The 25,749-nt window shown below is 36.1% G+C and carries 26 protein-coding genes; 19 read left to right on the top strand and 7 right to left on the bottom strand.

Features of this window, described 5'->3' with window-relative positions:
• Window positions 1-14 precede the first annotated feature (14 nt).
• The gene (gene tnpB, locus AC3RV6_RS10885) at window positions 15-371 is read right to left on the bottom strand and encodes an IS66 family insertion sequence element accessory protein TnpB (protein WP_489746066.1); all 357 of its coding nucleotides are present in this window, start codon (window positions 369-371) and stop codon (window positions 15-17) included.
• Complete coding sequence (gene tnpA, locus AC3RV6_RS10880; RefSeq protein ID WP_489746065.1) at window positions 361-684, bottom strand: IS66 family insertion sequence element accessory protein TnpA; 324 nt, start codon at window positions 682-684, stop codon at window positions 361-363. The genes tnpB and tnpA overlap by 11 nt, the downstream gene beginning before the upstream one ends.
• Before the next feature lie 457 nt (window positions 685-1,141).
• On the opposite strand from tnpA, the gene AC3RV6_RS10875 reads away from it, so the two are divergent.
• The 7 genes from AC3RV6_RS10875 (at window position 1,142) to AC3RV6_RS10845 (ending at window position 7,450) form a co-directional block, all read left to right on the top strand.
• Entirely contained in the window at window positions 1,142-1,960 is an 819-nt protein-coding gene (locus tag AC3RV6_RS10875; protein WP_489746064.1) for a Fic family protein, read from the top strand.
• A 471-nt stretch (window positions 1,961-2,431) separates the two neighbouring features.
• Window positions 2,432-3,325 (top strand): DUF6744 family protein, encoded by an 894-nt coding sequence (locus AC3RV6_RS10870; RefSeq protein WP_489746063.1) that lies wholly within the window; start codon window positions 2,432-2,434, stop codon window positions 3,323-3,325.
• A 25-nt stretch (window positions 3,326-3,350) separates the two neighbouring features.
• A complete protein-coding gene (locus AC3RV6_RS10865) occupies window positions 3,351-3,545 on the top strand; it encodes a hypothetical protein (protein ID WP_489746062.1) in 195 nt (64 codons plus the stop codon).
• A gap of 82 nt (window positions 3,546-3,627) precedes the next feature.
• Window positions 3,628-4,794 (top strand): AAA family ATPase, encoded by a 1,167-nt coding sequence (locus tag AC3RV6_RS10860; RefSeq protein ID WP_489746061.1) that lies wholly within the window; start codon window positions 3,628-3,630, stop codon window positions 4,792-4,794.
• A 77-nt stretch (window positions 4,795-4,871) separates the two neighbouring features.
• Window positions 4,872-6,314, top strand: a complete 1,443-nt coding sequence (locus AC3RV6_RS10855; protein WP_489746060.1) for a VWA domain-containing protein — start codon at window positions 4,872-4,874, stop codon at window positions 6,312-6,314.
• Window positions 6,315-6,754: 440 nt separating this feature from the next.
• On the top strand, window positions 6,755-7,114 hold the full coding sequence (locus AC3RV6_RS10850) for a type II toxin-antitoxin system Phd/YefM family antitoxin (protein WP_489746059.1): 360 nt from the start codon (window positions 6,755-6,757) through the stop codon (window positions 7,112-7,114).
• A gap of 3 nt (window positions 7,115-7,117) precedes the next feature.
• A complete protein-coding gene (locus tag AC3RV6_RS10845) occupies window positions 7,118-7,450 on the top strand; it encodes an addiction module toxin RelE (protein ID WP_489746058.1) in 333 nt (110 codons plus the stop codon).
• Between the two features lie 757 nt (window positions 7,451-8,207).
• Here AC3RV6_RS10845 and AC3RV6_RS10840 read toward each other — a convergent pair.
• Window positions 8,208-8,705, bottom strand: a complete 498-nt coding sequence (locus tag AC3RV6_RS10840) for a kinase (RefSeq protein ID WP_489746057.1) — start codon at window positions 8,703-8,705, stop codon at window positions 8,208-8,210.
• A 196-nt stretch (window positions 8,706-8,901) separates the two neighbouring features.
• Here AC3RV6_RS10840 and AC3RV6_RS10835 point away from each other — a divergent pair, with 196 nt between their 5' ends.
• The 4 genes from AC3RV6_RS10835 (at window position 8,902) to AC3RV6_RS10820 (ending at window position 11,427) form a co-directional block, all read left to right on the top strand.
• The gene (locus AC3RV6_RS10835) at window positions 8,902-9,681 is read left to right on the top strand and encodes a hypothetical protein (RefSeq protein WP_489746056.1); all 780 of its coding nucleotides are present in this window, start codon (window positions 8,902-8,904) and stop codon (window positions 9,679-9,681) included.
• Window positions 9,682-10,114: 433 nt separating this feature from the next.
• Complete coding sequence (locus tag AC3RV6_RS10830) at window positions 10,115-10,315, top strand: hypothetical protein (RefSeq protein ID WP_489746055.1); 201 nt, start codon at window positions 10,115-10,117, stop codon at window positions 10,313-10,315.
• A 520-nt stretch (window positions 10,316-10,835) separates the two neighbouring features.
• Complete coding sequence (locus AC3RV6_RS10825) at window positions 10,836-11,183, top strand: hypothetical protein (RefSeq protein ID WP_489746054.1); 348 nt, start codon at window positions 10,836-10,838, stop codon at window positions 11,181-11,183.
• A 103-nt stretch (window positions 11,184-11,286) separates the two neighbouring features.
• On the top strand, window positions 11,287-11,427 hold the full coding sequence (locus tag AC3RV6_RS10820; RefSeq protein ID WP_489746053.1) for a hypothetical protein: 141 nt from the start codon (window positions 11,287-11,289) through the stop codon (window positions 11,425-11,427).
• A gap of 333 nt (window positions 11,428-11,760) precedes the next feature.
• On the opposite strand, the gene AC3RV6_RS10815 is transcribed toward AC3RV6_RS10820, so the two are convergent.
• Entirely contained in the window at window positions 11,761-14,055 is a 2,295-nt protein-coding gene (locus AC3RV6_RS10815) for a N,N-dimethylformamidase beta subunit family domain-containing protein (protein ID WP_489746052.1), read from the bottom strand.
• Window positions 14,055-14,438, bottom strand: coding sequence for a N,N-dimethylformamidase alpha subunit family protein (locus AC3RV6_RS10810; protein WP_489746051.1), 384 nt, complete (start codon window positions 14,436-14,438; stop codon window positions 14,055-14,057). Before AC3RV6_RS10810 ends, AC3RV6_RS10815 begins: the two co-directional genes overlap by 1 nt.
• 600 nt (window positions 14,439-15,038) lie before the next feature.
• Between AC3RV6_RS10810 and AC3RV6_RS10805 the strand changes: the two genes are divergently transcribed.
• The 8 genes from AC3RV6_RS10805 to AC3RV6_RS10770 all read left to right on the top strand — a co-directional run bounded on the left by AC3RV6_RS10805 (window position 15,039) and on the right by AC3RV6_RS10770 (window position 23,140).
• Entirely contained in the window at window positions 15,039-15,641 is a 603-nt protein-coding gene (locus AC3RV6_RS10805) for a recombinase RecT (protein WP_489746050.1), read from the top strand.
• A 689-nt stretch (window positions 15,642-16,330) separates the two neighbouring features.
• Entirely contained in the window at window positions 16,331-17,365 is a 1,035-nt protein-coding gene (locus AC3RV6_RS10800; protein WP_489746049.1) for an ABC transporter substrate-binding protein, read from the top strand.
• A 66-nt stretch (window positions 17,366-17,431) separates the two neighbouring features.
• Window positions 17,432-18,445 (top strand): FecCD family ABC transporter permease, encoded by a 1,014-nt coding sequence (locus AC3RV6_RS10795; protein ID WP_489746048.1) that lies wholly within the window; start codon window positions 17,432-17,434, stop codon window positions 18,443-18,445.
• Complete coding sequence (locus tag AC3RV6_RS10790) at window positions 18,442-19,479, top strand: FecCD family ABC transporter permease (protein WP_489746047.1); 1,038 nt, start codon at window positions 18,442-18,444, stop codon at window positions 19,477-19,479. Before AC3RV6_RS10795 ends, AC3RV6_RS10790 begins: the two co-directional genes overlap by 4 nt.
• A gap of 35 nt (window positions 19,480-19,514) precedes the next feature.
• Window positions 19,515-20,321 (top strand): ABC transporter ATP-binding protein, encoded by an 807-nt coding sequence (locus AC3RV6_RS10785; RefSeq protein ID WP_489746046.1) that lies wholly within the window; start codon window positions 19,515-19,517, stop codon window positions 20,319-20,321.
• A gap of 91 nt (window positions 20,322-20,412) precedes the next feature.
• On the top strand, window positions 20,413-20,727 hold the full coding sequence (locus AC3RV6_RS10780; RefSeq protein WP_489746045.1) for a hypothetical protein: 315 nt from the start codon (window positions 20,413-20,415) through the stop codon (window positions 20,725-20,727).
• A 6-nt stretch (window positions 20,728-20,733) separates the two neighbouring features.
• Entirely contained in the window at window positions 20,734-21,171 is a 438-nt protein-coding gene (locus AC3RV6_RS10775) for an IucA/IucC family C-terminal-domain containing protein (protein WP_489746044.1), read from the top strand.
• A gap of 1,360 nt (window positions 21,172-22,531) precedes the next feature.
• Window positions 22,532-23,140, top strand: coding sequence for a protein kinase family protein (locus AC3RV6_RS10770; RefSeq protein WP_489746043.1), 609 nt, complete (start codon window positions 22,532-22,534; stop codon window positions 23,138-23,140).
• A gap of 266 nt (window positions 23,141-23,406) precedes the next feature.
• Here the strand turns inward: AC3RV6_RS10770 and AC3RV6_RS10765 are convergent, their stop codons facing one another.
• Together AC3RV6_RS10765 and AC3RV6_RS10760 are read right to left on the bottom strand one after the other, a co-directional pair.
• Window positions 23,407-23,628, bottom strand: a complete 222-nt coding sequence (locus AC3RV6_RS10765; RefSeq protein WP_489746042.1) for a hypothetical protein — start codon at window positions 23,626-23,628, stop codon at window positions 23,407-23,409.
• Between the two features lie 204 nt (window positions 23,629-23,832).
• Window positions 23,833-25,017 (bottom strand): IS256 family transposase, encoded by a 1,185-nt coding sequence (locus AC3RV6_RS10760; protein ID WP_489746041.1) that lies wholly within the window; start codon window positions 25,015-25,017, stop codon window positions 23,833-23,835.
• Window positions 25,018-25,749: the final 732 nt, after the last annotated feature.

Below are 25,749 nucleotides of genomic sequence, written 5' to 3'. Positions count from 1 at the left end.
GCCGAATTCCTTTTTTAAATGATGACTTTTGCAGAAACTTTTTTGTGGGCTTGTTTTTGTTCATAAGGCAAGCCATCCAGTAGCCAATTTAATTGTCGATGGCTAATAGATAGTGGTTGTGTGGTTGAACCATTTGGCCACTGGAACAGACCGTTTTCCAACCTTCTGTAGTAAAGCCAAAAACCGTTATGATCCCAATGAAGAATTTTCAGTTTATCGCGGTTCCTATTACAAAAAACAAATAAACTAGGGGAAAACGGATCAAGCTGAAAGCTTTCCTGTACAATGACTGCTAAACCATCAATCGATTTGCGTAAATCAGTATGGCCACAGGCCAAATAAACATGGTTGATTTGCGTTTTACTTAACATTTGTTTGAAGCACCTGAAGAACTTCACCCAAAAGTATAGGATTGAAACCCTCTTCAATTTGAATGGAAATAGCGCCGATTGTAAGTAATAGTGATGTAGTGGAATTACTTTCCTGAATGACTTTATCGAAAGAGATCCATTGAGGAGCTGAATCTGCAGTATCCGTTTGGGGCCAATCCTTTTTGAGCCATGCATACATACTTTGGTAACTGATGTTGTTTTCAGCACACCAGGTCTTGACGCTAGATTCACCACTTGCTTTAAATACATTAATTCGTGCTTGCCACATTTCTCGGCGTGCGTCTCTTGTCATGTAAAAACCTCCTAACTTTTGATCGTAAGGTGATTATCACATATTACGAAAATGGTTAGAAGGTGGGGGGTATTTGACGCTTACCGCATATTGTTGCATGAGCTTCTCACGGACGAGGTTGAGTTTCGCACGAAAATCCTAAAGTAAGTGTAGGCAAACTGCGGTTTTAAGTCTGGGGCTTCGCATATTGGTACACGAGCTTCTCTCTGACGAGGTTGAGCTTTGCACGAAAATCCTAAAGAAAATGTAGGTACACCGCTGATTCGTGCACTGAGCCTCGTATATTATTGCTCGAGCCTCCTACGGATGAAGTTAAGCTTCACATTTTAGCAATCGAGCTTCGCGCTGAATTATTAAATTTGTTGAACTCCTATAATTTAAAGTAGCTGTAAACTAATACCTTCAGAATTGTAATAATGGTATAATTAACATATGAAAATAATGGGGGTGGTGTAAAATGAGTCACTTAATCGAAAAGATGACATATGAATATTTAGAAGATGTGTTGGTTCGTTTGGCACATCACTCGAGTGCAATTGAAGGTAATACCATCACGTTACCAGAAACAGTGACAATCATACTAAATGATACGCTTCCAAATAACGCAAACATAACTAGAAGAGAATTTTACGAAGTAGATAATCACCAACAAGCATTTGAGTATCTTGTGCATTCGATAGAAAACAACAAACATTTATCAGTATCTATCATAAAAGAGATACATGAAAAATTAACGGATCGGCTGCAACATGATAAAGGGCAATTTAAAACTGAGGATAATTATATAAAAGGTGTAGAATTCTCGACAGGATCACCTGAACAAGTACCACAATTAATGGATCAGTTAATTGGAAATTTGAATTATCGTCTGGGAGAAGCTAAGACAAAAGATGATTTATTAAAAATCATCTTAGAAACTCATATCCAGTTTGAAAAAATTCATCCCTTTTCTGATGGAAATGGAAGAACAGGTAGGATGATTATGAACTATTCATTACTGGAAAACAATTTACCACCTTTAATTATAAAGAAGGAAGTAAAAAACGAGTACATGCAGTTATTAGGTGAAGCACAAATAAAAGAGTTTCCTGATCCACAGGATATTGAAAACTTTGTTGCTTTTGCAAAACCGATTATGGAAGAAGAAGAAAAAAGAATGGTGTCATTTGCAAATAAAGAATCAAAGCAAATCAAAACAATTATCGAAACCAAAGATGAAGAAGAAAGAAGAACTAAGCTTATGAATAATAGTTTTAATAATAATCAGAAGCGATAAAAATATTTTATAGTACTGATAAACCTAATTTAAAGTACTCTTTTTCGATGTATTTGCGATTTATAGTGGGTTTTGATAAAGTGAAAGTATATTCTTTATGTTATTAAGTCACCTTACCTACTGGTGAAAGTCGTTACACTTTGTGCATACGCAGAAAGAGATTCGGCATAAATTTTAAGCCTTTGTATTCCTTTTTTATAGGAGAAGTTAGGCAGACGTTATACACGTCAAAAATTATCACATGCAATTCAAAGAGGATACTTACGCATTTTGCGTAAACTATATTAAAACCGATTTTTCCTATTTGAGGAGAGGTCGGTTTTTTGCATTCTAAATAAAAAAAGATAGGAGAGAAAAACATATTTATTAAATCAATTTGAATCTGGTTATTTTAAAACGCATTTACTTAGCAATCGCTAGGTATTAATGCGTTTTTTTATTTTAAATACAAAATAGAGAGGGTAGATAGGTATGTCAATTAATCTTGATCAAATGACAGCTGTTCAAAACGAGCAACAAGGCAGTATTTTAGGACACTTAATGTGGTTCTCTGTAGGCAAGCAATTAGTCAAAATGGATGATTTAGAGCGGGGACTTTTTCAATCAGGATTACCTGCTGAATGGATGCCAAATGCGATACGTCCAGCTGATGCTTTTAGAAGAAGTACAAAAGAGATAGAGACTAGAAAATCCACCGGACACGCTGGCGTATTCGAGAATTATCTTATACGTGAAGTGTTCTCAGACAAGAACCATGTGCAAAGAAACATTGTAGTGGAAAAAGTGAATCAGGCTGGTAAACGTCTTGATTACAACAGTCAAGCGGGCGTAATTACATTGGATAAGCAAAATAGTTCTCTAACGTTTGTTGCTGAGGATGAAATGACAAAAGAGCTGTGCTTTGAAGCAGAGCGGAATTTTAATATTTATAAAGACTATTATTCAGCCCAGCAAGTAAGAGTAATGGTGAGTAAAATCCTTCAATCGCTAGCACCCACACCTGTACGCCCTAATGGCGGTGTTTATTTTGTTCCGGATTCGCATACGGAAGGGTTGAATCAACTTGTAAACTTTACGTCCTCTCTTGTGAACAGTGAAGGGTTCAAGATACCCGTCGTTAATACATTCGACAACCGACAAATGGTAAACACGAAGCTAAATGATCATTTGGAATCCATTTTACATGATTGTAAGTCGAGTGCTGGGCTGAAAAAGGGACAAGTGAAAGAGATTATTGAAAATGCGAAGTCTGTAATTGCAAACTATCGTAATTACAAAGGTATTGTCACCAATGAAGCAGACACGCTAGAAAATAAAATCATGACGATTCGTGCAGCGATCGCCAAAATGGTCGCGGATTTTTAAAAAATAAAGAAATGGAGCGATTAGAATGCCAGATTTTTTTCAAACAATAATGGGAAGAAAATTTTACGAGCGTGATGTTGTCGAGTGTGTGCAATCTATAAAGAAAATTGCACAAGAACTTGAGCGTTCAAATGAATTGAAAGAACAGGAATTGCAGATGAAGATACGTGAGCTATCGATAAAAGAACAAGAATTATTTATTCTTTCAGCGAAAAACTAAAATGAATCTTAAAAAGGGAAGTAGGGTTTCATTAGAAGCCTGCTTCCTTTTTCTATCTAAACTAAAAAAGGGGATAATCAAAATGACTAACACTAATTTTGCAAAGTTAGAGGAAATTAAAAATGCACTCAATGCAAAGTTTTTTGAACGTGAGGAAGAAGTTGAGGGGATTCTTGTAGCTCTTCTTTCTAGGCAGCATATGCTCATGATTGGACCTGCGGGAACTGCGAAATCCGCATTATCGGTTGAATTATCTAAAATTGTTCAGGGAACCGAATATTTTCAGTGGTTGTTAACAAGGTTTAGTACACCTGAAGAAGTCTTTGGGCCATTGTCGTTAAAGGATCTTGAACAGGGTGTGTATAGACGGAATACAGAAACTAAAATGCCGGAAGCTAATCTGGTGTTTTTAGATGAAATATTTAAAGCGAACTCAGCAATCTTGAATAGTTTGTTAACACTTATAAACGAAAGGCTTTTCTATAATAACGGGACACCTCTAAAGGTTCCTTTGATGTCAGTCATTGGAGCCTCAAATGAGTATCCCGAAGAAGGAGAAGGACTTGAAGCTCTTTTCGACAGGTTCTTACTTCGATTCGAGCTAGATTATATTGCAGATGAAACGAATTTTGTTTCTATGATGAAGGGCAACGGTCAAAGTCTTGTTATGCCTTCCGTGACAATGGAGGAGTTGATTCAACTTCAGTTTTTTACTGACATGGTAGAAATACCGGATGAAGTGTATGAGACTCTTTCGAAAATCCGAAATGAATTACGGGATGAAGGAATTCGACCTTCTGATAGGCGATTTAAAAAGTCACTTTCTGTGCTTCAAGCGAAGGCGTTGATAAACCAAAGGCAAGTTGTAAAAGTTGATGATAATGTCATCCTTGAAAATGCACTATGGGAAACAATTGATCAAAAAGATAACGTTTCTTTGATTGTTCGTAGACACTCACTTGATGTGATTACTCGAAAACTAGATACGATTCAGGAAGAGGCGAATGAAATATTTTCTTCTATACAAACGGATGCTTCTACTGATGCTGGTATGGAAGCTACCCAGAAATTTAAATCGTTGGTGGCAGATCTGAATAAGTTGAAAAAGCATAATGAAAGTAGAGATAAGGATATCGAACCTTTACTTGATAAAGTAAAAACGATGCAGCAAGAAATTCTTGATAGTATTTTGGAGCCGATGGATTTTGATACTTCAAGTGCAAAATCAGCTGTTGAAATACCGTTTTAAAAATCAGAATAGGAAGTTGAATGCCGGGGAATGATTCCTTGGCATTTCTATTATTTAAATGAAGGGAAGAGTTTCTATTGGAAGCAATAATAGTGAAAAAGGGAAATCAATCTGTGTTGAATGTAGATGCATTTGATAAACGACGTTTCAACGAAATTTATTCCATGTCGCAAGGTCTTCAAAAGCTAAGTGGTGATGGAGAATTAGCTACGTTTGAGCCATTACTCGCTGACATTTGGGCTTCTTTATACAAGATGAAACCTGAATTGTCTATAGAAGAAATTCCTAAAGACTTGAAAGTAAACCAATCTCTGATGGAGAAAATTATGAGTGATGATTCGTTTGAAAACTACCGAAAGTTTACCCGACTGGATGATTTATCGTCAGCCATTGGAACTGTGAAATTCGGGGAGAAAACAAACGAATGGTTGACTGAACAAAAAGAACAGGATGAAGATTTACAAAAGCTAATGCAAGAAATACAGGCGATGCAAAAGCAGCTTCAAATGCAGGGGGAACAAAATAGAACTGGAAATGGTAATGAGAAACTTCGGGAAGACTTAAAAGAAGCGATGTCGGGCTTAGATAGCCAACTCCAACAGACGTTGCAAAATAACAGCTACAGCTTTTCCCAAGCAATGGCACAAGCTATGCAGGAAACAAAACAAACGAAAGATAGCTTGAAATCATTACTTGGAGGCACAAGTGCTGGTAGTGGCGATGCAGAGTTGAAAAAAGTTCCTTTGCGGGACCAGATTTTATTGGCTGAGAAAATTGCATCTAATAAACAGATGAAAGAAATTGCAGATTGGGCTGGACGATTTAAACAGATAGCCCGTAAGAAGCAAAAATCTAAGCATAGTGAATCAATGGAAAGAAGCGGGGTTACGTTAGGTAATGATATTGAACGATTATTGCCAATGGAACTAGGATTGTACACACATCCAATAACGAAGAAAGACTTCTTACGTCGCTTTGTGGAAGGTCAAACGATGCAATATGAACAGAAAGGGCATGAGGTGTTAGGAAAAGGTCCAATTGTACTTTGTCTGGATCAGTCAGGCAGCATGCACAAACTGGATACTCAATCCAAAGGTTTTACGTTAGCACTTATGTCGATTGCAAGAAAACAGAGAAGGGATTTTTGTTTAATCCTTTTTTCTACTCGTACAAAGATTTTTAAATATGAAAAAGGGAAAATAAAGAGTTCAGATATGATCAATTTAGCTCAATCATTTTTAGGCGGTGGTACGGACTTTGTACTTCCACTTGATAGAGTGATGAATGTAATAAACGAAAGTCGTTTCAAGCAGGCGGATGTTGTGTTTGTTACGGATGGAGATGACCGTGTAAAGGATTCATTCCTAGAAGTGTTCAATAAAAAGAAAAGAGAAAAAGAATTTAATGTACTATCCCTTACGATAGGAAGCAACACAAAAACGGTCAAGCGCTTTTCGGACAAGATAGTACAAGTTAAAGATTTTGATGATACTGGAAGTTTTACTGCTTTTGAAATATAAAGTAAAAGGTTTGAGAATATGAATTAGCACTGTCTTTGGGCAATGCTTTTCCTTATTTATAGCCTTAATAATTAGTTAATTAGGTTATAGTGATAGGGTGCATTACTTATTAAGGATATGCGTTTATTTTGATTAAAACCTTCTATCACATAGTGAATGTAAAGTTTTGAAAGGTGGGCTGTCTCATTGGTCGGTTACGACTGTGGAATAGTCTTTTTTATGTTGTGAAATTTTTTTACGCTATGAAAGTTAAATGACGTAACATTTATTAACGTTCTTTAGCAGTTACAATAACCACATAGTGGATTGCACATATCATTGGAATAAGTATATAACGTAACATGTAACGTGTCATTTGACGTCATATTTGGGTGTACATTACCTTTGCAATATCGTATAATTTTAAGTAGCAGAAGCATACTATGGAGGAGATGATAAAAATGGGGATGAATGTTATAGATAAACCACAATTTAGTGTTGACCAAGTTATTTCTGCTTCAAATGCGGCTAAAAGATTTGCAGAAGTACGTAGGAATGCAAAAACTAGACCACAATTTATTTCACAAAACAACAGCATTGATTCAGTTGTACAAAGCTATGAGGATTATGAAAAAATGTATATGGAATTAGAAAGTTTACGAGAGTTATTTTTAGATTTAAATCTTTCTGATCGTATTGAAAAGGCAGATTCGAAACCTGAACTTAGATTCAATATTAAAGATGTAATGGGTGAAGAAGGATATACTGATTTTCAAAATGTTGATCCGAATTCTATTTCAGATGAAGAGTTATTTGAGTAATATATGGAAAAGAAATTTGACATTGTATTCATAGAAGACGCAAAATATGATTATCAAAAATTAGATGGATCTGAGAAAAAGTACGTTGATATCGCACTTGCGAAGATTAGATTTCGAGCAGATGAGCTTGGTGAAGAACTAACAAAAAAAGGTGACTCTAATTTAATTGGATGTAAAAAGATTAAGTTCAAAAAAATCGGGATTCGAATAGTCTTTAGGGGTATTGGTGGTCTAGTTGAAATAGCGGAGATTATTTCAATTGGAAAACGTAGGAACGATGAAGTTTATAAAAATGCTGCCAAACGGCTTAGAAATATAAAGAAAAAGCATCAATGAAATCAATTATGATTTCATTGATGCTTTTTCAAAAATGAAGCCTAGCTTACTTCACAATCGCACCCATGTGTAGAATATCTAACACGTTGATTTCCGTTCCATACGGACGCGTTCTGGAGGGCGGGCGGTGGACCAACCCGTTCGCTTCGCTCCCGTTGGTTGTTTCACCTGTCCCGCTGATCCTCTCAGAGTCGCCGTCTTGCACTCCAATCAACTAAGTGCGTATAAATATAGTAATTTAAATCCTACAATCGCACTCGATAATCCAATACATATTTCTGAGTTCCCAACATATTATATCCGTTTTAACGATAAGTTCTAAAATGAACCATTATAATCTCCATGTACAATTGCATCTAATTTATACGTTCCAGACTTTTTCCTTAAATCATATCTAATAGTATAGTTCCGGTTTGCTTCTATTAATGCCCATATACTAAAATCTTCTATATAGATTTTCTTATCATTTGAAAGTACTATCCATTGTTCCCCAGTTGTTATATTTTGTTCTTTATTAATCACATCAATATTTTAGGACAGTATTTTCAAGAAAAGGATTATAGATTATCAAACGATATAAAAAAAACACCGCAATCAAAAGTAACAATGATAGCACTATGGTTTTCTTCTTCATACTTTTCTCCTTTGAAAGATAATTTGTCTCTAAAACTAAAAAAATACTTTACTAAATAATAAGTCCACTTTGTGAAAAAAGGGCACGATTCTGGAACAAACAAATTAAAATTTCATATTCAATTTACGCTTGCAGTTGATTTAAAATCAGTTTCAACACATCGTCTTGTGACATATCATTGGTTAATATCATTTCTCCATCCACATCAAGATAATCATTTGGATTCCACCAGGCACGTAAAGAATCCTCTCCAAATTCCATCTTTTTTTCTCTCGAGTTATGACGTGCGACTGTTTCCTCAAAAGATAAATCAAAGTAATATGAATATGCCTTATAATCATAGAACTGTATTAAATTATTCAGCATTTCGCCATAACGTTTTTTATATAAAATTCCTTCCACGATAATAAATTCACATTTGTCTTTACCGTATGCTGCGATTTGACGAATCAAATCAATTGAAAGATTCCCTTCTCTATCTTGAACTCTCAACATTTCACGCCGAACAACATCTTGAGAAACCAATAATGTTCCACGCCCCAAATAATTCTGAAGCCTTTTTGCAGTCGTTGTTTTTCCACTCCCAGAGTTTCCTCGTATGATAATTAGCTTGGATTCCATAGTTCCCCCCCACATTCAAAATTTATGAAAGTTAAATATTTAATCTTTATTAAAATGGCCCGTTAATGGCATAAAATTTATGCAACAATCGCACCCGATTGAAGCATAGCCTTTATACAACAACTGCCCTGTTAAATAACTAATCTTCCGCATAAATCCCTCATAAAAGCAGATAATATGCTGAGGTGATCAGAACATGTTAAAAACAAGGATTGGTTATATTATTTGTTTTTTAATTATTTTAAGCTTATTTGTTTATAGCAAGTCCTTAAATACAAAACTAACGGAGTTATCCATCTCGCAACCGAATAATATTAAAAGTGAACACAAACGGATTGAGGAATTGGAACAACGTTTAGACAGCCTTGAACCACCTGAACCTATCACCATTCTTGATTCACCTTTCCCTTTTGAAGAGGGAACCGATGTTAATTATCCTACCGATGTCATCCCTATTTCAGAAGTGTTAAAAGAAGGAACAAAAATCCCTTTCAAAGTAATAAAAAGCGAACCAAACTATATTAGACCAATTTACGAAGAACACTGGCATAGCACGACTGGAAGATGGAGCTATATTCCTTCTCGAATACACTATTCTCTCCACCGAATGTTCCCTTATTATTCCATTGGGATTTCAGAAGAATTACATTTTACACAGAATGTAGGTATTGCTGCTAATACTGCAATGAATGAAACTGACCTTGACCTGTATATAGTTGTGTTTCAAACAAATATCACAGATGTTTATACAAAAGGAAATCAAGTTGTTGTTGTTGGAACACCTAAACGAACAGGAGTAGAGGTTATAAACATTAAAACAGCAGATATACACCCGAGTAATAAAGAGAAGCTTTTGTTAGTTCAGGTAGCAACTAATGGAGAAGAACTTGATTATTCTTTAATTCGTTATGAATCACCCGATTTTTGGTTGCAGACAAAACAAAGAAATGAACGTGAAAAGTCTGAAAAAGAGTGAACCTTTGCCTTATCAAGTAAGTTGATAAGGTCATTATTTTATATAATCATTCTTCTTCAACTCTTGTGGCCCGATTGCGGCATAATGTTCTTACTGAATATTCACTTTTACATAAAACTATTATAGCATTCGTTATTTAAAACTCCATGATTTCCCATTTTATTCATTCTGTAGATTTTTGCTATTACGCTAAAAACAATTGGTATTTCCTGGATGTGTTCCTTGATTTCTGCCTCAGAGGCTTGTAAAATTTCTTTTGAAATTAAACCATTTTGTAAGTACTACAAGTGTAAGGATACGTTTGGTGTGTTTGATTCCTGAATGATGATTTCATTACCATATAACATTTCAATTTTATAGTGAAAGCTTTTTGCTACTTTCACTCTGAACCTTTATTATAGAAGGAACAGATCTAATCGGAAGAGGTGGCCAAATGGCGATTATAATACCATTCAAAACTAGACAACAACTAGAAACAGAAAATGCGGTTAATGTTATGCATAAGTGGGAAGCGCATTTAAAATGGGAAGAATTGAATTGGCAGAGGGTAGTAGATAGGGAAGTAAAAGAAGAAAGTTTGTCACAGGAAGAAATTCAATGGTTGAATGAATGGGTGAGCGAAAAAAATGAGTAGCATATAAGTTGATCAAGAGAAGCTAAACGAGCTTTATCTTCAGAAATAGATGAGTATTTAAAAGGATTTTAGTTAGAAGTGTTTTTCATGAATTCAAAGTAACTATGTGCGGATTTAAATATGTTCTGGTATACAATTTTCATCTACCTATTATATGATGAAGAATTCCCGAAGATACGCATTGGAAGTGGCTGTTTTATAAAAGAAAGGCTGGAAAATATATGAAGAAGTAATATAATGAGATTAGTAAAAATGGTGGGTGTAAGTCTCTTTAACAATTATTGTCAGTAAAGTTCTATACACATATTATACACATAAAATAGTGAAAGCGTTGATATATAAGGGTTTTAATGCTTTCGAAAATGTCCTCCTGGGACGTTAGCAATAACCCGAACAACTCAATAGTTCCAATGGTTTGACGTAGTAAGGTATTTATAAAGGTATTCTAACTTTTAAAAAATGACCTGAAAAATCGTCTAACGAAATCAACTTCCTAAATTATATTTGGGAGGTTTTTTTATTGACTAAAAGAAGTGGCATATTTGATGTATCAATCAAAACTGAATTGATGCAACCGAAAGAATCGGCACCAAAAGGTATGACGAATGAAAAAGCATTATTCACAACAAATCAACAAATGAAATTAAACGGTTATCGTGAACGAACTTTAAATGATTACAATTTAATTTTTAACAAATTCGCTGAGATAGCAGGAGTTAAACATATTGAAGAAATCACTGTTGAAACTATTTACAAATGGTTAGATTCAATGGAAGTTTCTCAATCGACTAAGAGTACACGTTTAAAGTGCCTTAAAGCCGTCTTAGGCAAGTGTTTAATGGTTGGTATCAATCAAAGTTTTGGTTAACCATTCAAATAAAACTTGATAAGAAGGTTAAGATCCAGAACCTTTTAGTTGTGCAATTGAGTTTAAAAGAAAGCCGATTTAGGTATATGTAGTGAGGGGAGATGTGAGTGATTTACTTATGTATTTAAAATGGGGCGGTAAACACTTCAATGAGCGCATTATCATTATTACGGAGTCACTTCTACACTTGCAAACGCTAAAAGTGACAGCTGAAACGCTTAAAGTAACGGGACAGAATACTTAAATAAGTTATATTTGGCATAATAAGCTTTAAATGATTTTTTCTGATTGGAAGTATTGATTAATGATTACAATTGCAGATGCTGAAAATCACCTTAAAAATTGAACTGGTGAAATCACAAGCGATGATTTTTTTATTATCGATACTAGGTCCTTACATAAATAAAGGAGTAGGCTATAGCGTATATGGGAGAATGATTGGAGATGAAAATTTGAACGTAGGAAAAGAGACGTGAGCGATATATCCCACGTCTCTACATTTCACTTCTTAAATTACCCTGATGCATTAATACGGAAGAGTTGACCCTAATTTTAGCCTAAACGTCAAGCACTATTATTACGGCATCGTTACAGCTAAGTTTTTGTTCAGTGGCTCGCTAGACATAAATCGCTTTAAGACGTTCTCGGTAATTTGCGAAATATTGTTATCGTAATTGTTGTGCGATAGGCTGCCGCAATAAGAAATCGAACTTACAGAGAAGACAGCACCATCATTCAGTGTCGGGAAATAGACCATATCTGCACGTACCCGTGGGTGTTCATCGCCTGATAATCCCGGTACATTGAAGAAAAGTTCTTCTGTGACGGGTACATATACACTGGAATGATCTTCGGAAGATGCGATGATCGTTGCGTGTGGTGGTGTACCATGTTCAGTATCGTAAATATCGAGCTCCATACCTGCAGCGCCACCACCAACGAGGCCGAAATCACCAATCTTTTCATCGGTTACACTGTCGAAAATCCAAGCGACATCTGGATTATAACTATCATCTGTTCGAGTGTAATAAGAAGAGATTTCAAACCCTTGCGCAACATAACCTGTACCGCCAATTTTTTGTGGTGCGCGGTTTCGGTGCTTCCATAGGCTTCCCATTTCACCAGTGAAGCTCAAATGTACTTCGCCTGGACGAGCTTTCCAAGAAGTATTTCCCCAGTTTTTTCTAACTTCCATAATGCTAGGATTGTCAGGATGGAATTGAACAATCCAAATGAAAGCATTGCCGCCCATATACATAAAACGTCCGCCGTTGTCTTGGAAATTTTCCACAGCATCCATCATTTGTCCTGAATAATATTCCGGATGTGTTCCTGTTAAAGCAACCTTATATTGACTGAGAAGTTCTTCCCCGTCAAAATGAAGATCTTGGTCTGTGATGACATCGAAGTCAAACCCTTTTTCCGTCAGCCAGTCCACTAGGTGAAGATCTGCGTTAAACTGCCATAAAGACGGGGATAGGTTGTGACGGTATTTCGGTCTCATATTTAATATTGGACGTAGTGAGGAAGAGTAGGCTACTCCACTTCCGTCATTATGGTGATCATACATCGACAGACCGTATTCAGAGTGTTTACCTAAAAATCTGTCTTCTGCCTGAACGACTGGTGCACGTCCGAACATGAGCTGTGCACTTGGAACGTCTTGAAAGCGGTTATTTGCATACGCTAAATAACTTGCTGTTGGAACGATGAAAACTGCTTTTGCTGTTGGTTTGACGCCCCTTTTAGGCCGCACAAAAAAGACGATATAATCCTGTTCATCTTCATCATCGGCAGAAACGTGTGCAGCATAGATTCCACTTTTTAAATCATTTGGAACTTTCCACTCGAAATCAACATCCCAGCCAGCATCTGTTAAATCATCATCGTGGAAATGAATCGCACCATATTGTTCTGGGGCATGAATGAAGCCATGCTCATCAGATGTCCAGTTATACCCTGTTGCGGCGCGTAACGGTGTATTTAAAACGGTTCCGTGTAATTTGTTAGGCGACATATCATAAATATGCCTAATGTTTTTGATACCTTTTCTCGTAATTTCTTCGGAAAAATCCCATGCTGCAACGAGTTTGACGCCGGCAGGATTCTCAATCCAGTCTTCCATATTTTCTCTTGTTAAAGCACAGCACGCAATTCGTGGACGGTCAATTTTACCATTGTATTTATACATTGGTGCGTCTTTGCCATTTGCAAGTTGTTTCAGGATACTTGCCATCACAAATGGAGCATCGTTATTTGTATGTGGATTAATACTGAGCGATTCTTCAACAGAAGTTGTCACGCTTTCCGCTTGAAAACGGTTTGAAAATCTTCCGTTCGTTTTTGTAATTCTAGCCTCTTGGAAAACAGTTACTTTCCCGCTGTCCGCATCAAAAGTTGCCCCGACAAAAAACCAGCAACCAGCTAGAAGTGGAACGCCGGTACTTACTTTTTCAACTTTTCCGTTGCCGTCACCAACCCAAATAGCTACACTGCCATCTTCATCAATAAAAAGTCCGTATCCAGAATTACTAGAATCAGACCATTTTGTCAGCAAGCCTTGAACCCCTTTTTCAGGTGTTGTCGGATAAATCATCGCCTGCAAACTGAAACTACTAATATCTTGGAATTTAGGGTTGTCTTCCACTTTAACATAAGAACCCATATGAATTTCTTGTTTACGGCCTTTGTAAACTTTGTTTACATCAGCATCGATTTTTTTTACTTTAAAACCCGGTCCACCTGGATCCGTATCGCCGCAAATGATTCTAGTGATTTCTGTTTTATATTCAGGATTTTCGCTGTTTACCATGAATTTGATTGTTTCGCCGGGTTGAACGCTTAAACGATCCGTGTATCCGTTAATAGCCATTAGTTAATCTCTCCTTCAACTGAAAAATTCATATTAATTAGTCCGTGTTTTTTAAGTCTTTTTATAAAAAGACCATGTTCTGCTGCTTCTCTAGATTTAAATTTTTCATCGTGATACACAATATATTCTTTGTTTCGTTCACCTGGATGTTCTCCTAGACACCACTCTTTATGTGGAATCGTACAGATGATTAAATCTTTCCCGTTTGAATGGTCATGATGCCGGCGAAAATAGTTGAGTACTTTAAATAAATGGGGACTATGCTTGCCAATCGGATTTCTGCTGTGTTCCTCAATAATTTCTTTCGTTACAAGTGGCTTAATATTATTCTCCAATATGAATTTATCTAGCCTCATGTAAGCTTTTTCTTCTACTGCATTCATAATAAATACCTCCTTGTGATAACGTTCCAATTTTTGTTCACATCTTTTGCACCTACTGATCCGCTCACTGCAACCATTTTTGTGTATACATTCTAGTCGTTTGAGATTAGTGCGTATACGAGCTCTAGGAGTTGTCCAAAGGTTGTAATAAAATTTCCTCGGTGTATGTCATGATGTTGGCAAGGACTGGATCCACAGTTAATACTAGGTAACTATTAATTAGTTGTAAATGTATTTTAAATATTAAGAGTAATCAAGACACAACAAAAACAGAGTAAATATCATGCTTTAAAAGTATAGTAAAATACAAATTTAGTGTTTTATTTTGTACCATTGCAGTTCTTGCAATATCGAGTAGTACCTTGCATGAAACAAACATAAAAGTTATGTTTGTTGAAACCACCGTTAATGTTTAAACAAACACAATAGTTCGGTGCACAGGTAATCCAGACACTATTTTTTTAATCTAGCTGCAATGAAATGACATGAGAACAATCAACTTTCGTTTTCAGATTCTGTGGGTTATTTAAAAGTCGATTGATCCCTTATGGGTGAAGTCGATTTTTTTATTTATAAAAAATACAAAAGGAGATGGTTTAAGTGGAAAAAGTATTTACGTTTACTAACGAACAGAAGTCGTTGATTTGGAATCGGTTTGTGCAGCCAACAAAAGGAACACAAGAAGAGGCGAACCACTTCATAGAGGTTTGTGAAACCTTTGGATTGAATCCTTTGCTTGGTGACATTGTTTTTCAACGTTATGAAACGAAGAATGGACCAAATACATCTTTCATTACGACGCGTGATGGGTTGCTTCGTGTAGCGACTACACAAGACGGCTATGTGGGACCTCCCAATGCGAACGTAGTGAGAGAGGGAGATACATTCGAGTTCATTCCTTCAGAGGGAAGTGTACGGCATGAGTTTGGTCAGAAGCGTAGTCCTATTCTTGGTGCATATGCAGTCATGCTTCATAAGCGTTTTAGACCGGTAGCCGTATTCGTAGATTTTATGGAGTACTTTCAAGCCAATTCGGGTGAACTTAATTCGAAGTATGGGATAAAATGCCGTTCGCAATTATTCAAGACAATTAATACTGATAATGGAAGTGAGTTCTCCAATTTGGCTGCAATTTTGGAGGGAGTAACGAAAGTCTATTTCGCTAGACCTTATGCGCCTTATGAAAGAAGTTCTAACGAGTGACACAACTGACTTCTTAGACGCTTTATCCCGAAATGGAAAGCAGTTTCAGACTACTCAAGAAGTTCAATTCAACGTATTTATCAAACCATCATTAATCTACCAAGAAAGATTCTAGACTATCAAAAACCAGCTGTGACTTTTGAACAATAATTAGCCAAATTAGCCTGAAGTTACAAAATCAAATTCAAGGTCAAAACCGGCTTTCTAAGGTTGGTAGTAAACATGCACATTTCATAAATACACTGGATTTTATCGGAATGCCTAACTTAATATTATAATTTAGCATTTTATTATATTACTAATATTCGTGAAAAATTGCTGTGCAGTGTCAAGTCTATTTGAACAAAAAAGTTGCGAAATATTTTATTACTTTTTAGAAAGCAATTGATAAACCTAAATACTTCTGTAAATGGTTGAAGAGAATGAAGAAGCCGAAGAGCAGATATTGTCGGGCTAGGAAATTGACTGGCTAATAAAACTAATTCGCAAGATAATATAAGCTAAATATGTTTAAAATGAAACTTTTCAATAAAGGTTCTTGACATACATAGTCATATAATTCATAATAACAATTGAGATTGATATTCATTCTCAATTGTCGAGTCATGAATTTCTATTAAGAGATTTATTTTGTAAAACAATTGAGAATGATAATTAATGACAAAATACATACATAATAGGGGGGAAACATGGGTACATCTCTTCGGAAAAATATTTTTGCAATGCTTACATTAGTCATTCTTAGTGCGATGCTATTTGCTTGTGGTAATGGCAATACAACAAAGGAACCAGCAGAAGAAAATAAGAACGGAAATAGTGCAGAAGAAAACACGAAGTCTGCTGATACAAATGTACGTGTTATTGAGCATGCAATGGGGAAAACAGAAATTACGGGCACGCCTAAAAGGATTGTTACCTTATATCAAGGGGCAACTGATGTAGCCCTTGCTCTAGGTGTGAAACCAGTTGGGATTGTAGAATCTTGGGTACAGCAACCCGTATATGAATACTTAAGAAATGATTTAGGAGATGTTCAACAGGTTGGCGTTGAAACACAGCCAAACTTAGAGGAAATTGCTAAGCTGAAACCAGACTTAATCATCGCTTCTGAATTACGTAACGAAAAAATTTACGATCAACTTTCCGAAATCGCACCAACTGTAACACACGAGACGGTCTTTAAATTTAAAGAAACGGTCGATTTGATGGGGAAAGCAATGAACATGGAAACAGAAGCAGATCAACTCCTAGCTGATTGGGATAATCGGGTAGAAGATTTTAAAATGAAAGTTTCGGACAAGTTAGGGAATCAATGGCCAGTTGAGGCATCTGTTCTTAACTTTAGAACGGATCATGCACGTATTTATGTTACAGGATTCGCTGGTGATATCTTACATGAACTCGGATTTGTACGACCTGAAACTCAGCAAAAAGCTGCTGATGAAGGAAATGTTGTTCTAAAATTAACAACCATGGAAAGTATTCCTTCGATGAACGCAGATGTGTTCTTCATCTTTAATGCGGATGGTCATAATGCCGATACAGAGGCAATCCAAAAAACTTACGATGAATGGACAAATCATCCGTTATGGAAAAGCCTAGATGCTGTAAAAAATGATCAAACGTACATGATTGATGAAGTTGCTTGGAATATGGGTGGTGGGTATACTTCAGCCAACAATATGTTGGACCAAATTTATGATCACTTTGCATTGGAAAAATAATAGACTGTCAATAGGAGGGATTCCCTCCTATTTTTTTATAAAAAATAAGTTGAAAAGAGTGAGATTGTGAACCCATTATTTCCTCGAACCTCACTAAAGTTTCTTGGACTTGCGATTGGTCTTTGTATATTGTTAATTTCTTTTGCGTTCAGTATTATTTTTGGTCAAATACATACTCCCGTCAAAACTGCTATTGATGCTTTTGTAAACTTTGATGAAACGTCTACAGAACATATTATTATTACAACAACGCGACTATCAAGGGCTGTAATTGCTACTGTCATTGGCGGAAGTCTTGCGATAGCAGGAGCACTCATGCAGGCGTTAACTCGAAATCCCCTTGCTTCACCAAGTATTTTTGGGTTAAATGCAGGGGCATTATTATTTGTAGTGACAGCTACTGTTTTTTTCTCCATTCATTCGCTTGTTAATTTAATGTGGGTTGCATTTTTAGGAGCGGGTCTTGCCGCAATCATGGTATTTTTACTTGGTTCTCTTGGGAGGGATGGCTTATCTCCTCTGAAAATTGTATTGGCGGGCGCTGCATTAACTGCTTTTTTTAGTTCTTTTACACAAGGGTTGCTTGTAATCGATGAGCAAAGCCTGGAAGGTGTATTATTTTGGATGGGTGGAACGGTTGCAGGTAGAACATTGGATATGCTACTACCCGTCTTGCCTTTCATGTTAGGGGCAGGTGTTTTTGCCTTCCTTTTAGGTAATTCAATCAATATTCTCTCCACAGGTGAAGAGATTGCAAAAGGATTAGGGCAACGAACGATGCTAGTTAAATTTCTAATGGGAATTATTATAGTTGTATTGGCAGGAGCATCCGTTGCAATAGGTGGTTCAATTGGTTTTATCGGATTAATTGTGCCACATATCGTTCGTGGGTTAGTTGGTATAGATTATCGATGGATAATTCCTTACTGCGCAATTTATGGTGCAAGTTTGTTATTGTTAGCGGATGTCATCGCTCGGTTTGTCATTAGGCCTGAAGAGATGCCGATAGGTGTGATGACAGCAATCATTGGTGCACCATTCTTTATTTATATTGCACGAAGGGGGTTTAGTAAAGATTGAGTACACATTTTAAGATACGGAATAAGTCGGATACAATTTCACTCTTACTTGAAAAAAAAGCTGTTTTTGTATGCGTGATCCTATTTTTAATTTCGTTGTTGTTATTTGTTTTTGGACTAGCGGTTGGTAGTACATTAATCAATCCAATCTTGGTTATCCAACACTTACTCGGCTTTGGAAATGGAGAGCTTTCATTTGTAATTGAAACGTTAAGACTTCCAAGAATAATACTTTCATTTTTTGTAGGTATTTGTCTTGGAGTATCTGGATTAATATTGCAAGGTGTGGTTCGAAATCCATTAGCTTCTCCTGATATTATTGGAATAACGGGTGGCGGTTCTGTTGCAGCAGTTTTGTACATTACCTACTTTTCGGCGTACAGTATCAAGTTGCTTCCATTTGTAGCCATCATAGGAGCGGGCGTTATTTCTCTTTTAATATATGTGTTAGCGTGGAAAAAGGGTGTTACCCCCATCAGGCTTGTACTTATAGGCATAGGAATTCAAGCTGCAACGGGTGCTATTGTAACGATGTTAATGGTTATTGGTCCTACGTATTCTACGAGTGAAGCCTATATTTGGTTAACAGGAAGTGTTTATGGAGCAAGTTGGGCGAATGCTTATGCGATGATGCCGTGGGTGATTATTTTTGTTCCATTGGCATTGCTGTTGTCACGGAAACTTAGTTTGCAGGAGTTGGGGGATGATTTGGCTCTTGGTTTAGGATCCAAAGTTCAATTGACCCGATTCGGATTAATAGGTATCAGTGTGGCTTTGGCAGGTGCTGCGGTGGCTTTTGCAGGAGGAATCGGTTTTGTAGGCTTAATCGCCCCTCATATTGCACGAAAACTTGTGGGTAGGTCATTTGGAAGTTTAGTTCCAGTTTCAGCGTTAATAGGCGGAATAATTGTGGTTTTGGCAGACACGATTGCACGGACGGTCTTTTTGCCGTTAGACTTACCTGCAGGCGTTTTTGTGTCAGGAATAGGAGCTCCATTTTTCATATATCTTTTATATAGAAATCGAAATATGTGAATAAGTGTACTATTAAAAAGGAGTTGGCGATAGTTATGGGGTCATTAGAAGCAAAATCCCTAACATTGGGTTACAATGACACGATTATTATAAAAGAGCTTGATCTTGAGATACCTAAGGGAGAAATAACTGTTTTTGTCGGTTCGAATGGATGTGGAAAGTCAACCTTATTGCGGTCTCTTGCCCGCCTTTTAAAGCCCCAGTCGGGTGAAGTTTTATTGGAAGGAGATGTCGTACGGCATTTATCAACAAAGGAAATCGCAAAGCGTCTTGCAATATTACCTCAAGGTCCCATTGCTCCGGAAGGCCTCACCGTTTTACAGTTGGTGAAACAAGGAAGATACCCCCATCAAAGTTGGTTGAAACAATGGTCAAAGGAAGATGAAAAAATTGTTAACCAATCACTTGAAGTAACACAAATGAAGATGTTTTCTGACAGAACTATAGATTCATTATCTGGTGGACAACGACAACGAGCTTGGATTGCAATGACCTTGGCTCAAGATACAGATATCATCTTATTGGACGAACCAACAACTTACTTAGATATGGCACATCAAATTGAAGTGCTAGACCTTTTATTTGAGCTGAATGAGGAAGAAGGTCGTACAGTTGTAATGGTTTTACATGACTTGAACCTTGCTTGTCGTTATGCCCATAATATTGTAGCGGTTAGTAACCAAGGGATATACTCTCAAGGACGAGCAGAAGATGTAATGACTGCTGAAACAGTAAAACATGTTTTTAATATGAATTGTGAAATAATAAAAGACCCATTATTCGGGACTCCTCTATGTATTCCTTATGGGAAGGGGAGAAGAATAACTGGAAATAAGAAGTAACAAGAAACTTCCAGTCTGAATTACTAATAAATAGATGAAACCAATCATTTTATTTGAAGTGTGAGAATAATTCATTAGTAAGGATGATAAAATGAGCAATATTCTTTTAAATGAACTCAAGGATTTCGATTTATATATAAATGATGGGTCGACAAACGAATTTAGAATGTCGGATTTGTTAGATGAAGAATACTGTCTATCGTTTTTACATATGCAAAGGAAAGAGATGAAAGCACCAAATTTACGTGTTACGGCTTCTATGCTTTCTAAAAGATATGCATATCTTGTCGTGTCGTCTACTTTATATAGTATGGTTGAATTCAACTGTGCGCTCAATTTACCTCTAAAAGCATGCTCCTTAAGTAGGGAACGTAAATTATGTATTCAACAACATATGTGTAAATAGCAGGAAATGGAAGGTGTCGGAAGAGAGGAATGGCGTGAGAGGATCCTGCGGGAACTCTTCTCTTGTCACATTACGCCCGTTTTATCGATATTAAAAAAGGCGTCAAAAGTTTCTTCATCAATTCTGTGGGAAAACGTAGCGATTCGTATTAATTCAATTTACATGAAAATATTGGAGCAGGAATCGGATCAGGGTAAAATTGAAAGGTTAATCAACGATTTCAATTTCTTGAAAAACGTCAGTGGCGATCTATTTAATTTAGACGGAAATCCAATTAAAAAGTACTTGAAAATAGGTGATGAACTTAGGATAAACCCCATACGTAAAACCTGTTGTATGTACTATGAATTAGGAATAAATGTTGAAGAGATATCTTATTGTAGTAGCTGTCCGATTAAAAACAATAAGAAGAAAAGTTCTGCAAAGGATTTTAAAAAGTGTTGATGTTAATGAACCGAATAGACATAAATGCATATTACGCATAGACAATGAAAATAAGTCATTATCAAATGGTTTCGCATAGTTCATTATGTAATTAATACCAATTCGTAAAAATACTCATCTCAAGTCGCTTATAATCCATATGAGAGAGAACTGCACGGCGAGCAAATGAAATCGTCTTTTTAACTCCGCAAATTCATGATTTTAACTGATGAGGATTATAGATTTCGGCAAACATACCAAATAGCTCTTTTCCATTGAAGGTTAGTCTTTTATGAAGTTAAATACTTAAAACGTTAATATGGAACGGGCGGCATGATGTGATTTTTCACATCTCCTAACAGATTAATACGTCTACTTTCAAGTCTTGAAATAGACTTGGGAGGGGATAATTGAGTTTCAAAGTTGTAGTATTAAAATCGCTTTGGCAGCCGGGCGATGCCCCACACCATCAGCCTGGTACTACATAGTTCGGGTGACTGGGACCGTAACCGTATAAAAAGATTCAATTAGACAAGTGTTGAGTACTAGGCTCTAAAGGGATTCAGTATTGTACTGGAACCTGGAAACCAACACTTTGAATGTAAATGATAGCTTTACTAATAAGGTGCATATATTTTTTAATAACAAAAAACAGCAATAATGCATAAATTAATAGAGACATTAGTTTTATTAGGAGTGGGAAGATGCTAATTGGAAAAAGGTTGAAGAGAATGAAGAAGCCGTAGTGCAGATATTATCGAACAAGGAAATTGATTGGCTGAGCAAGTGGGCAAATGTTAAACTTCTAATTAGAAACAATTAGTTATTTGGTTATTATTTTTTAAAAGCTTTTGAATATATATAAAGGAGTCTTTTATTTTAATGATGAATAGTTATTTTAGGGAGTTTACACATTTAAATTATTATATATAAATTATACACCAATCTTATCCCAATTCTTCATTCCTTCATTTCCGTAAACGTGTCGCGAATTATTGAAATGTTATTGAGTAGCATAGATGGCTCCATTTTTAATTTGGAAAAGGGGGCAGATTTGATAGAAGTAACGGCCACATCATTGGCAACCCACTCATAACTATCTGCATTCTGACATGATTTCTTTATGATAATTGACATCTAAGCTGTTTATACTTACAATAAACTTACAAAATAATATATTCAACTTCCATTAAGGGGAGTAGCTAATACAGTAAATGTCGTCAACATAGGATTTAAATCCTCGGATTTATTGGCAACAATCGTTGTTTGCGAGACCTTACCAATTATTTGGTGAGGTCTTTTGTTTTATTTGAGACATTATGACCAAGAATTGGTTATAACGTCTCTTTTTTATTTTATGAAAGTTAATGGAGGTTAACCTTTGAGCAATTATCTTGAACTTGTAAATTCAGTCATCATTAACAAGAAGAATCGTCTGATTAGCTACGACAAATCTTTAAAACTTATCGGAACAGGGAGAAGTGCATTTGTTTTCAGAATGAAGTTATCAAATAAAGCAGTTAAAGTGTTCTTTCCTGATTTTACGTCCATTGCTAAAGAGGAAGCTGAAATTTATAAATTACTTCAAGATATTCATTACTTTCCATCTATTTATGAGACTGGATTAAATTACATTGTCATTGATTGCATCGACGGTTATACACTTTTTGAATGTATGACACACGGGAAAATTATTACATCGGATCATATTATAGAAATCGATTACGCACTATCCTTGGCTGCAAATTTGGGGTTAAATCCTTCTGACATTCACTTACGTAATATTTTTATCACTTCTACTGATGAGATAAAGCTCATTGATGTTGCACGTTATAGACAAATCAAAGAATGCGAGCAATGGAGTAATCTTAAAAAAGCCCATCGTCAATTTTACTGCAAACGCTACATTTTGAAGAAAGTTCCTACCCCTTTCTTGAATATCGTGGCTTTCCTTTATAAAAAGGGACTTATACCTTACTATCGATTATGAAGAATTAATCATGGACTCGTGCAATTAATATACTGCCCTAAAATATTGCACACTGTAAAATAAGAAGTGCTCATTGAGGATTCAGTGACTCTGAAAAGAGCATAAGTATTATATCTTTTTTCACAGGAGAAGTTAATACTTTTATAATGGTTGGTTTTTTATTAATAGCTTTAATTAACATCAACACAACGCTGAAAATGGTATACAAAAAAGACAATGAACAGAAGAATCAAGGTGAATAAATCGTTCCCAGATAGCCACGTTTATCATTGTAATAAACGGTTAATCATCAAATTTTGAACGTTAGCTTCAATGAAGTTAACGTCATCCTCTTCAATTTTGGTATAAGGTTGCGGCTGAAACCATTGAATTTCCTTGTCATGAAAAACACCTCGATAGTCGTTTCCTTCAATGTTCAGTTTAAACTGGAAACGTTCGTTAACTTGACCTTCAAATAATGGTGTAACTATCTCGAAATTTTGTAACATAATTAAAATCTCCTTTCTTATATTGTTCTTTAAAGTATTCCCTGAAATGTGGGAGTGTCAATATTTATGTGTAAATGACAATCCAACCTTTTCATAGTTACTGTCACTTTTATTTTTTTACAACTTCTAAACCATACGATTTTCTCTTGATGAACAGGATATACTTTCTTGGAAATCACCTTTTATTCTGAAATAAACTATCTATTATTCTTTTGTTTCAAACATATTAGCCAGCTCAGCGCGCGCTTGATCGAAACCGATATGGCATCGTGTGAGGAAGCGTTGGTTGTAATCTTCGAACTGGGAAACGAGGAAACGTTCAAGTGATTCTTCGTTGGGAAACTGTTCTTTTCGCTTTGTATATTTCTTAATTTGCTTGTTAAATGACTCGATTAAATTCGTTGAGTATATGCTGCGCCAAATGGGTTTCGGAAAGCTGTAGAAGGTAAGTAAATGGTCATTTGCAGCGAGTGATTTCGTCACCTTGGGGTACGATTTTTTCCATTTTGAACAGAACTTGTCTAATGCAACTTGACCGGCTTCTTTATTATCAGCCCGATAAACCATTTTGAAATCCTCACAAATTTCAGCTCGATCTTCAACCCGCACTTTATGTGAAATCGTACGTGCTACATGCACTAAACATGTTTGGAATTCAGCTTTAGGAAATGCAGTCGCAATTGTGTCCACCATGCCTGTTAAGCCGTCTGAAAGAAAGAGCAGAACTTCTTCTACGCCACGCTCCTTTATTTCTAGTAGGAGCTCTTTCCAATTGAAAGCTGATTCTGTCGGCGCGATTGTGTAGGCAATCACTTCTTTTGAGCCGTCTTCACGAATGCCCACAGCTATATAAACAGCTTCTTTAGAAACAGTTTCACGTCGAACAGAAATATAAGTTGCATCTAAATAAACACAGGCATAGCGCGCACTTAGCTTCCTTCTATTAAAGGCTTCTACTTGTTCACCTACTACTTGTGTCATATTCGATATTGTTTGACGTGTGTAATGATGACCGTACATTTTCTCAATTAAATCTGCGATTTCTGACATAGTCACGCCTTTTTGAAACATGTGAATGACAAAAGATTCAAGTGTATCGTTTGAGCGTTTATAAGGCGCGACTGTCTGTTGTTTGAACTCGCCGTTACGATCACGAGGAATCTTGACCTGAAGGTCACCATATTCAGTATGGAGCGTTCGGTCATATGATCCATTGCGGGAATTTCCTGAATTGAAGCCGATACGGTCATATTTTTCATAATCTAAAAATGCCGTCAGCTCAGTTGTGAGTAAAGTATTTATCGCTGTTTCTAGATGTGAACGAAAAACCTCGGTAATATCTTGTTTTTGTACTAGTGCTTGAACAATATCTGTTGTAAACTGAGTCATAGGGAAGGCCTCTTTTCTAGGATTGGTTGTGGTGACTTAATTCTACCAAGAAAAGGTCTTCCTTTTTGCATTTATTCATTTACACAAGATATTTTACACTCTCTGAAATGTTTTGATTATGTATTACTTCTATTTTACTTATGGTTATTATGTATACATAAGTTGCAAATACTACTTGGACTACAATCGGGACGTAATTGCACAAAGGCTAGCTTATATCTTGAATAAAAGAGGAATTATACTCTGTTTGAATGATTTTTTAATTTCCAAAGGAACGCTTTTTTTCTATTTATAGAAATTTTATGTTTAGGAATACAAGCTAAACTATTAAAGGGAAAGGTAGATGATGAGTAAAAATAAGGAAATAACGAAAGGCACTTATTTGCGTTCCCGAAGCAAGCAAGGATTATCGGGAGTCCGATTATTAGTTAAACAAGACCGATGCACCCATGGCGGGTAATCGGCCTTGTAAGTTCTGGGTAACGCCAGTATTACTGATATTTTTGGTAATTAATATCCCGAAAACAGTTATTTACCACCAGAAAAGGTCATCTGCGGATACTTAGTCTATTGCCACTACAATGAACTATTATAGATTTGTTAGTCATGTTTAAACTGGAAGGTCGGAAAGGCTTAAACAGGACCATATGGCATGTTTGGGTATACCCCTCCAAAGTTGGTTTCACCTGATGTGGGGTTGGGAAGTAATACACCATAATTTTGATATGACGT

The organism is Sporosarcina sp. So3-204 (assembly GCF_058068165.1).
This window is presented reverse-complemented; position numbering and strand designations above follow the sequence as displayed.

What these genes read in the sequence shown, in the direction of transcription:
- tnpB (WP_489746066.1), bottom strand. Translation starts at nt 371, where the DNA reads ATGTTAAGTAAAACGCAAATCAACCATGTTTATTTGGCCTGTGGCCAT.
- tnpA (WP_489746065.1), bottom strand. Translation starts at nt 684, where the DNA reads ATGACAAGAGACGCACGCCGAGAAATGTGGCAAGCACGAATTAATGTA.
- AC3RV6_RS10875 (WP_489746064.1), top strand. Translation starts at nt 1,142, where the DNA reads ATGAGTCACTTAATCGAAAAGATGACATATGAATATTTAGAAGATGTG.
- AC3RV6_RS10870 (WP_489746063.1), top strand. Translation starts at nt 2,432, where the DNA reads ATGTCAATTAATCTTGATCAAATGACAGCTGTTCAAAACGAGCAACAA.
- AC3RV6_RS10865 (WP_489746062.1), top strand. Translation starts at nt 3,351, where the DNA reads ATGCCAGATTTTTTTCAAACAATAATGGGAAGAAAATTTTACGAGCGT.
- AC3RV6_RS10860 (WP_489746061.1), top strand. Translation starts at nt 3,628, where the DNA reads ATGACTAACACTAATTTTGCAAAGTTAGAGGAAATTAAAAATGCACTC.
- AC3RV6_RS10850 (WP_489746059.1), top strand. Translation starts at nt 6,755, where the DNA reads ATGGGGATGAATGTTATAGATAAACCACAATTTAGTGTTGACCAAGTT.
- AC3RV6_RS10845 (WP_489746058.1), top strand. Translation starts at nt 7,118, where the DNA reads ATGGAAAAGAAATTTGACATTGTATTCATAGAAGACGCAAAATATGAT.
- AC3RV6_RS10840 (WP_489746057.1), bottom strand. Translation starts at nt 8,705, where the DNA reads ATGGAATCCAAGCTAATTATCATACGAGGAAACTCTGGGAGTGGAAAA.
- AC3RV6_RS10835 (WP_489746056.1), top strand. Translation starts at nt 8,902, where the DNA reads ATGTTAAAAACAAGGATTGGTTATATTATTTGTTTTTTAATTATTTTA.
- AC3RV6_RS10830 (WP_489746055.1), top strand. Translation starts at nt 10,115, where the DNA reads ATGGCGATTATAATACCATTCAAAACTAGACAACAACTAGAAACAGAA.
- AC3RV6_RS10815 (WP_489746052.1), bottom strand. Translation starts at nt 14,055, where the DNA reads ATGGCTATTAACGGATACACGGATCGTTTAAGCGTTCAACCCGGCGAA.
- AC3RV6_RS10810 (WP_489746051.1), bottom strand. Translation starts at nt 14,438, where the DNA reads ATGAATGCAGTAGAAGAAAAAGCTTACATGAGGCTAGATAAATTCATA.
- AC3RV6_RS10800 (WP_489746049.1), top strand. Translation starts at nt 16,331, where the DNA reads ATGGGTACATCTCTTCGGAAAAATATTTTTGCAATGCTTACATTAGTC.
- AC3RV6_RS10785 (WP_489746046.1), top strand. Translation starts at nt 19,515, where the DNA reads ATGGGGTCATTAGAAGCAAAATCCCTAACATTGGGTTACAATGACACG.
- AC3RV6_RS10780 (WP_489746045.1), top strand. Translation starts at nt 20,413, where the DNA reads ATGAGCAATATTCTTTTAAATGAACTCAAGGATTTCGATTTATATATA.
- AC3RV6_RS10775 (WP_489746044.1), top strand. Translation starts at nt 20,734, where the DNA reads ATGGAAGGTGTCGGAAGAGAGGAATGGCGTGAGAGGATCCTGCGGGAA.
- AC3RV6_RS10765 (WP_489746042.1), bottom strand. Translation starts at nt 23,628, where the DNA reads ATGTTACAAAATTTCGAGATAGTTACACCATTATTTGAAGGTCAAGTT.
- AC3RV6_RS10760 (WP_489746041.1), bottom strand. Translation starts at nt 25,017, where the DNA reads ATGACTCAGTTTACAACAGATATTGTTCAAGCACTAGTACAAAAACAA.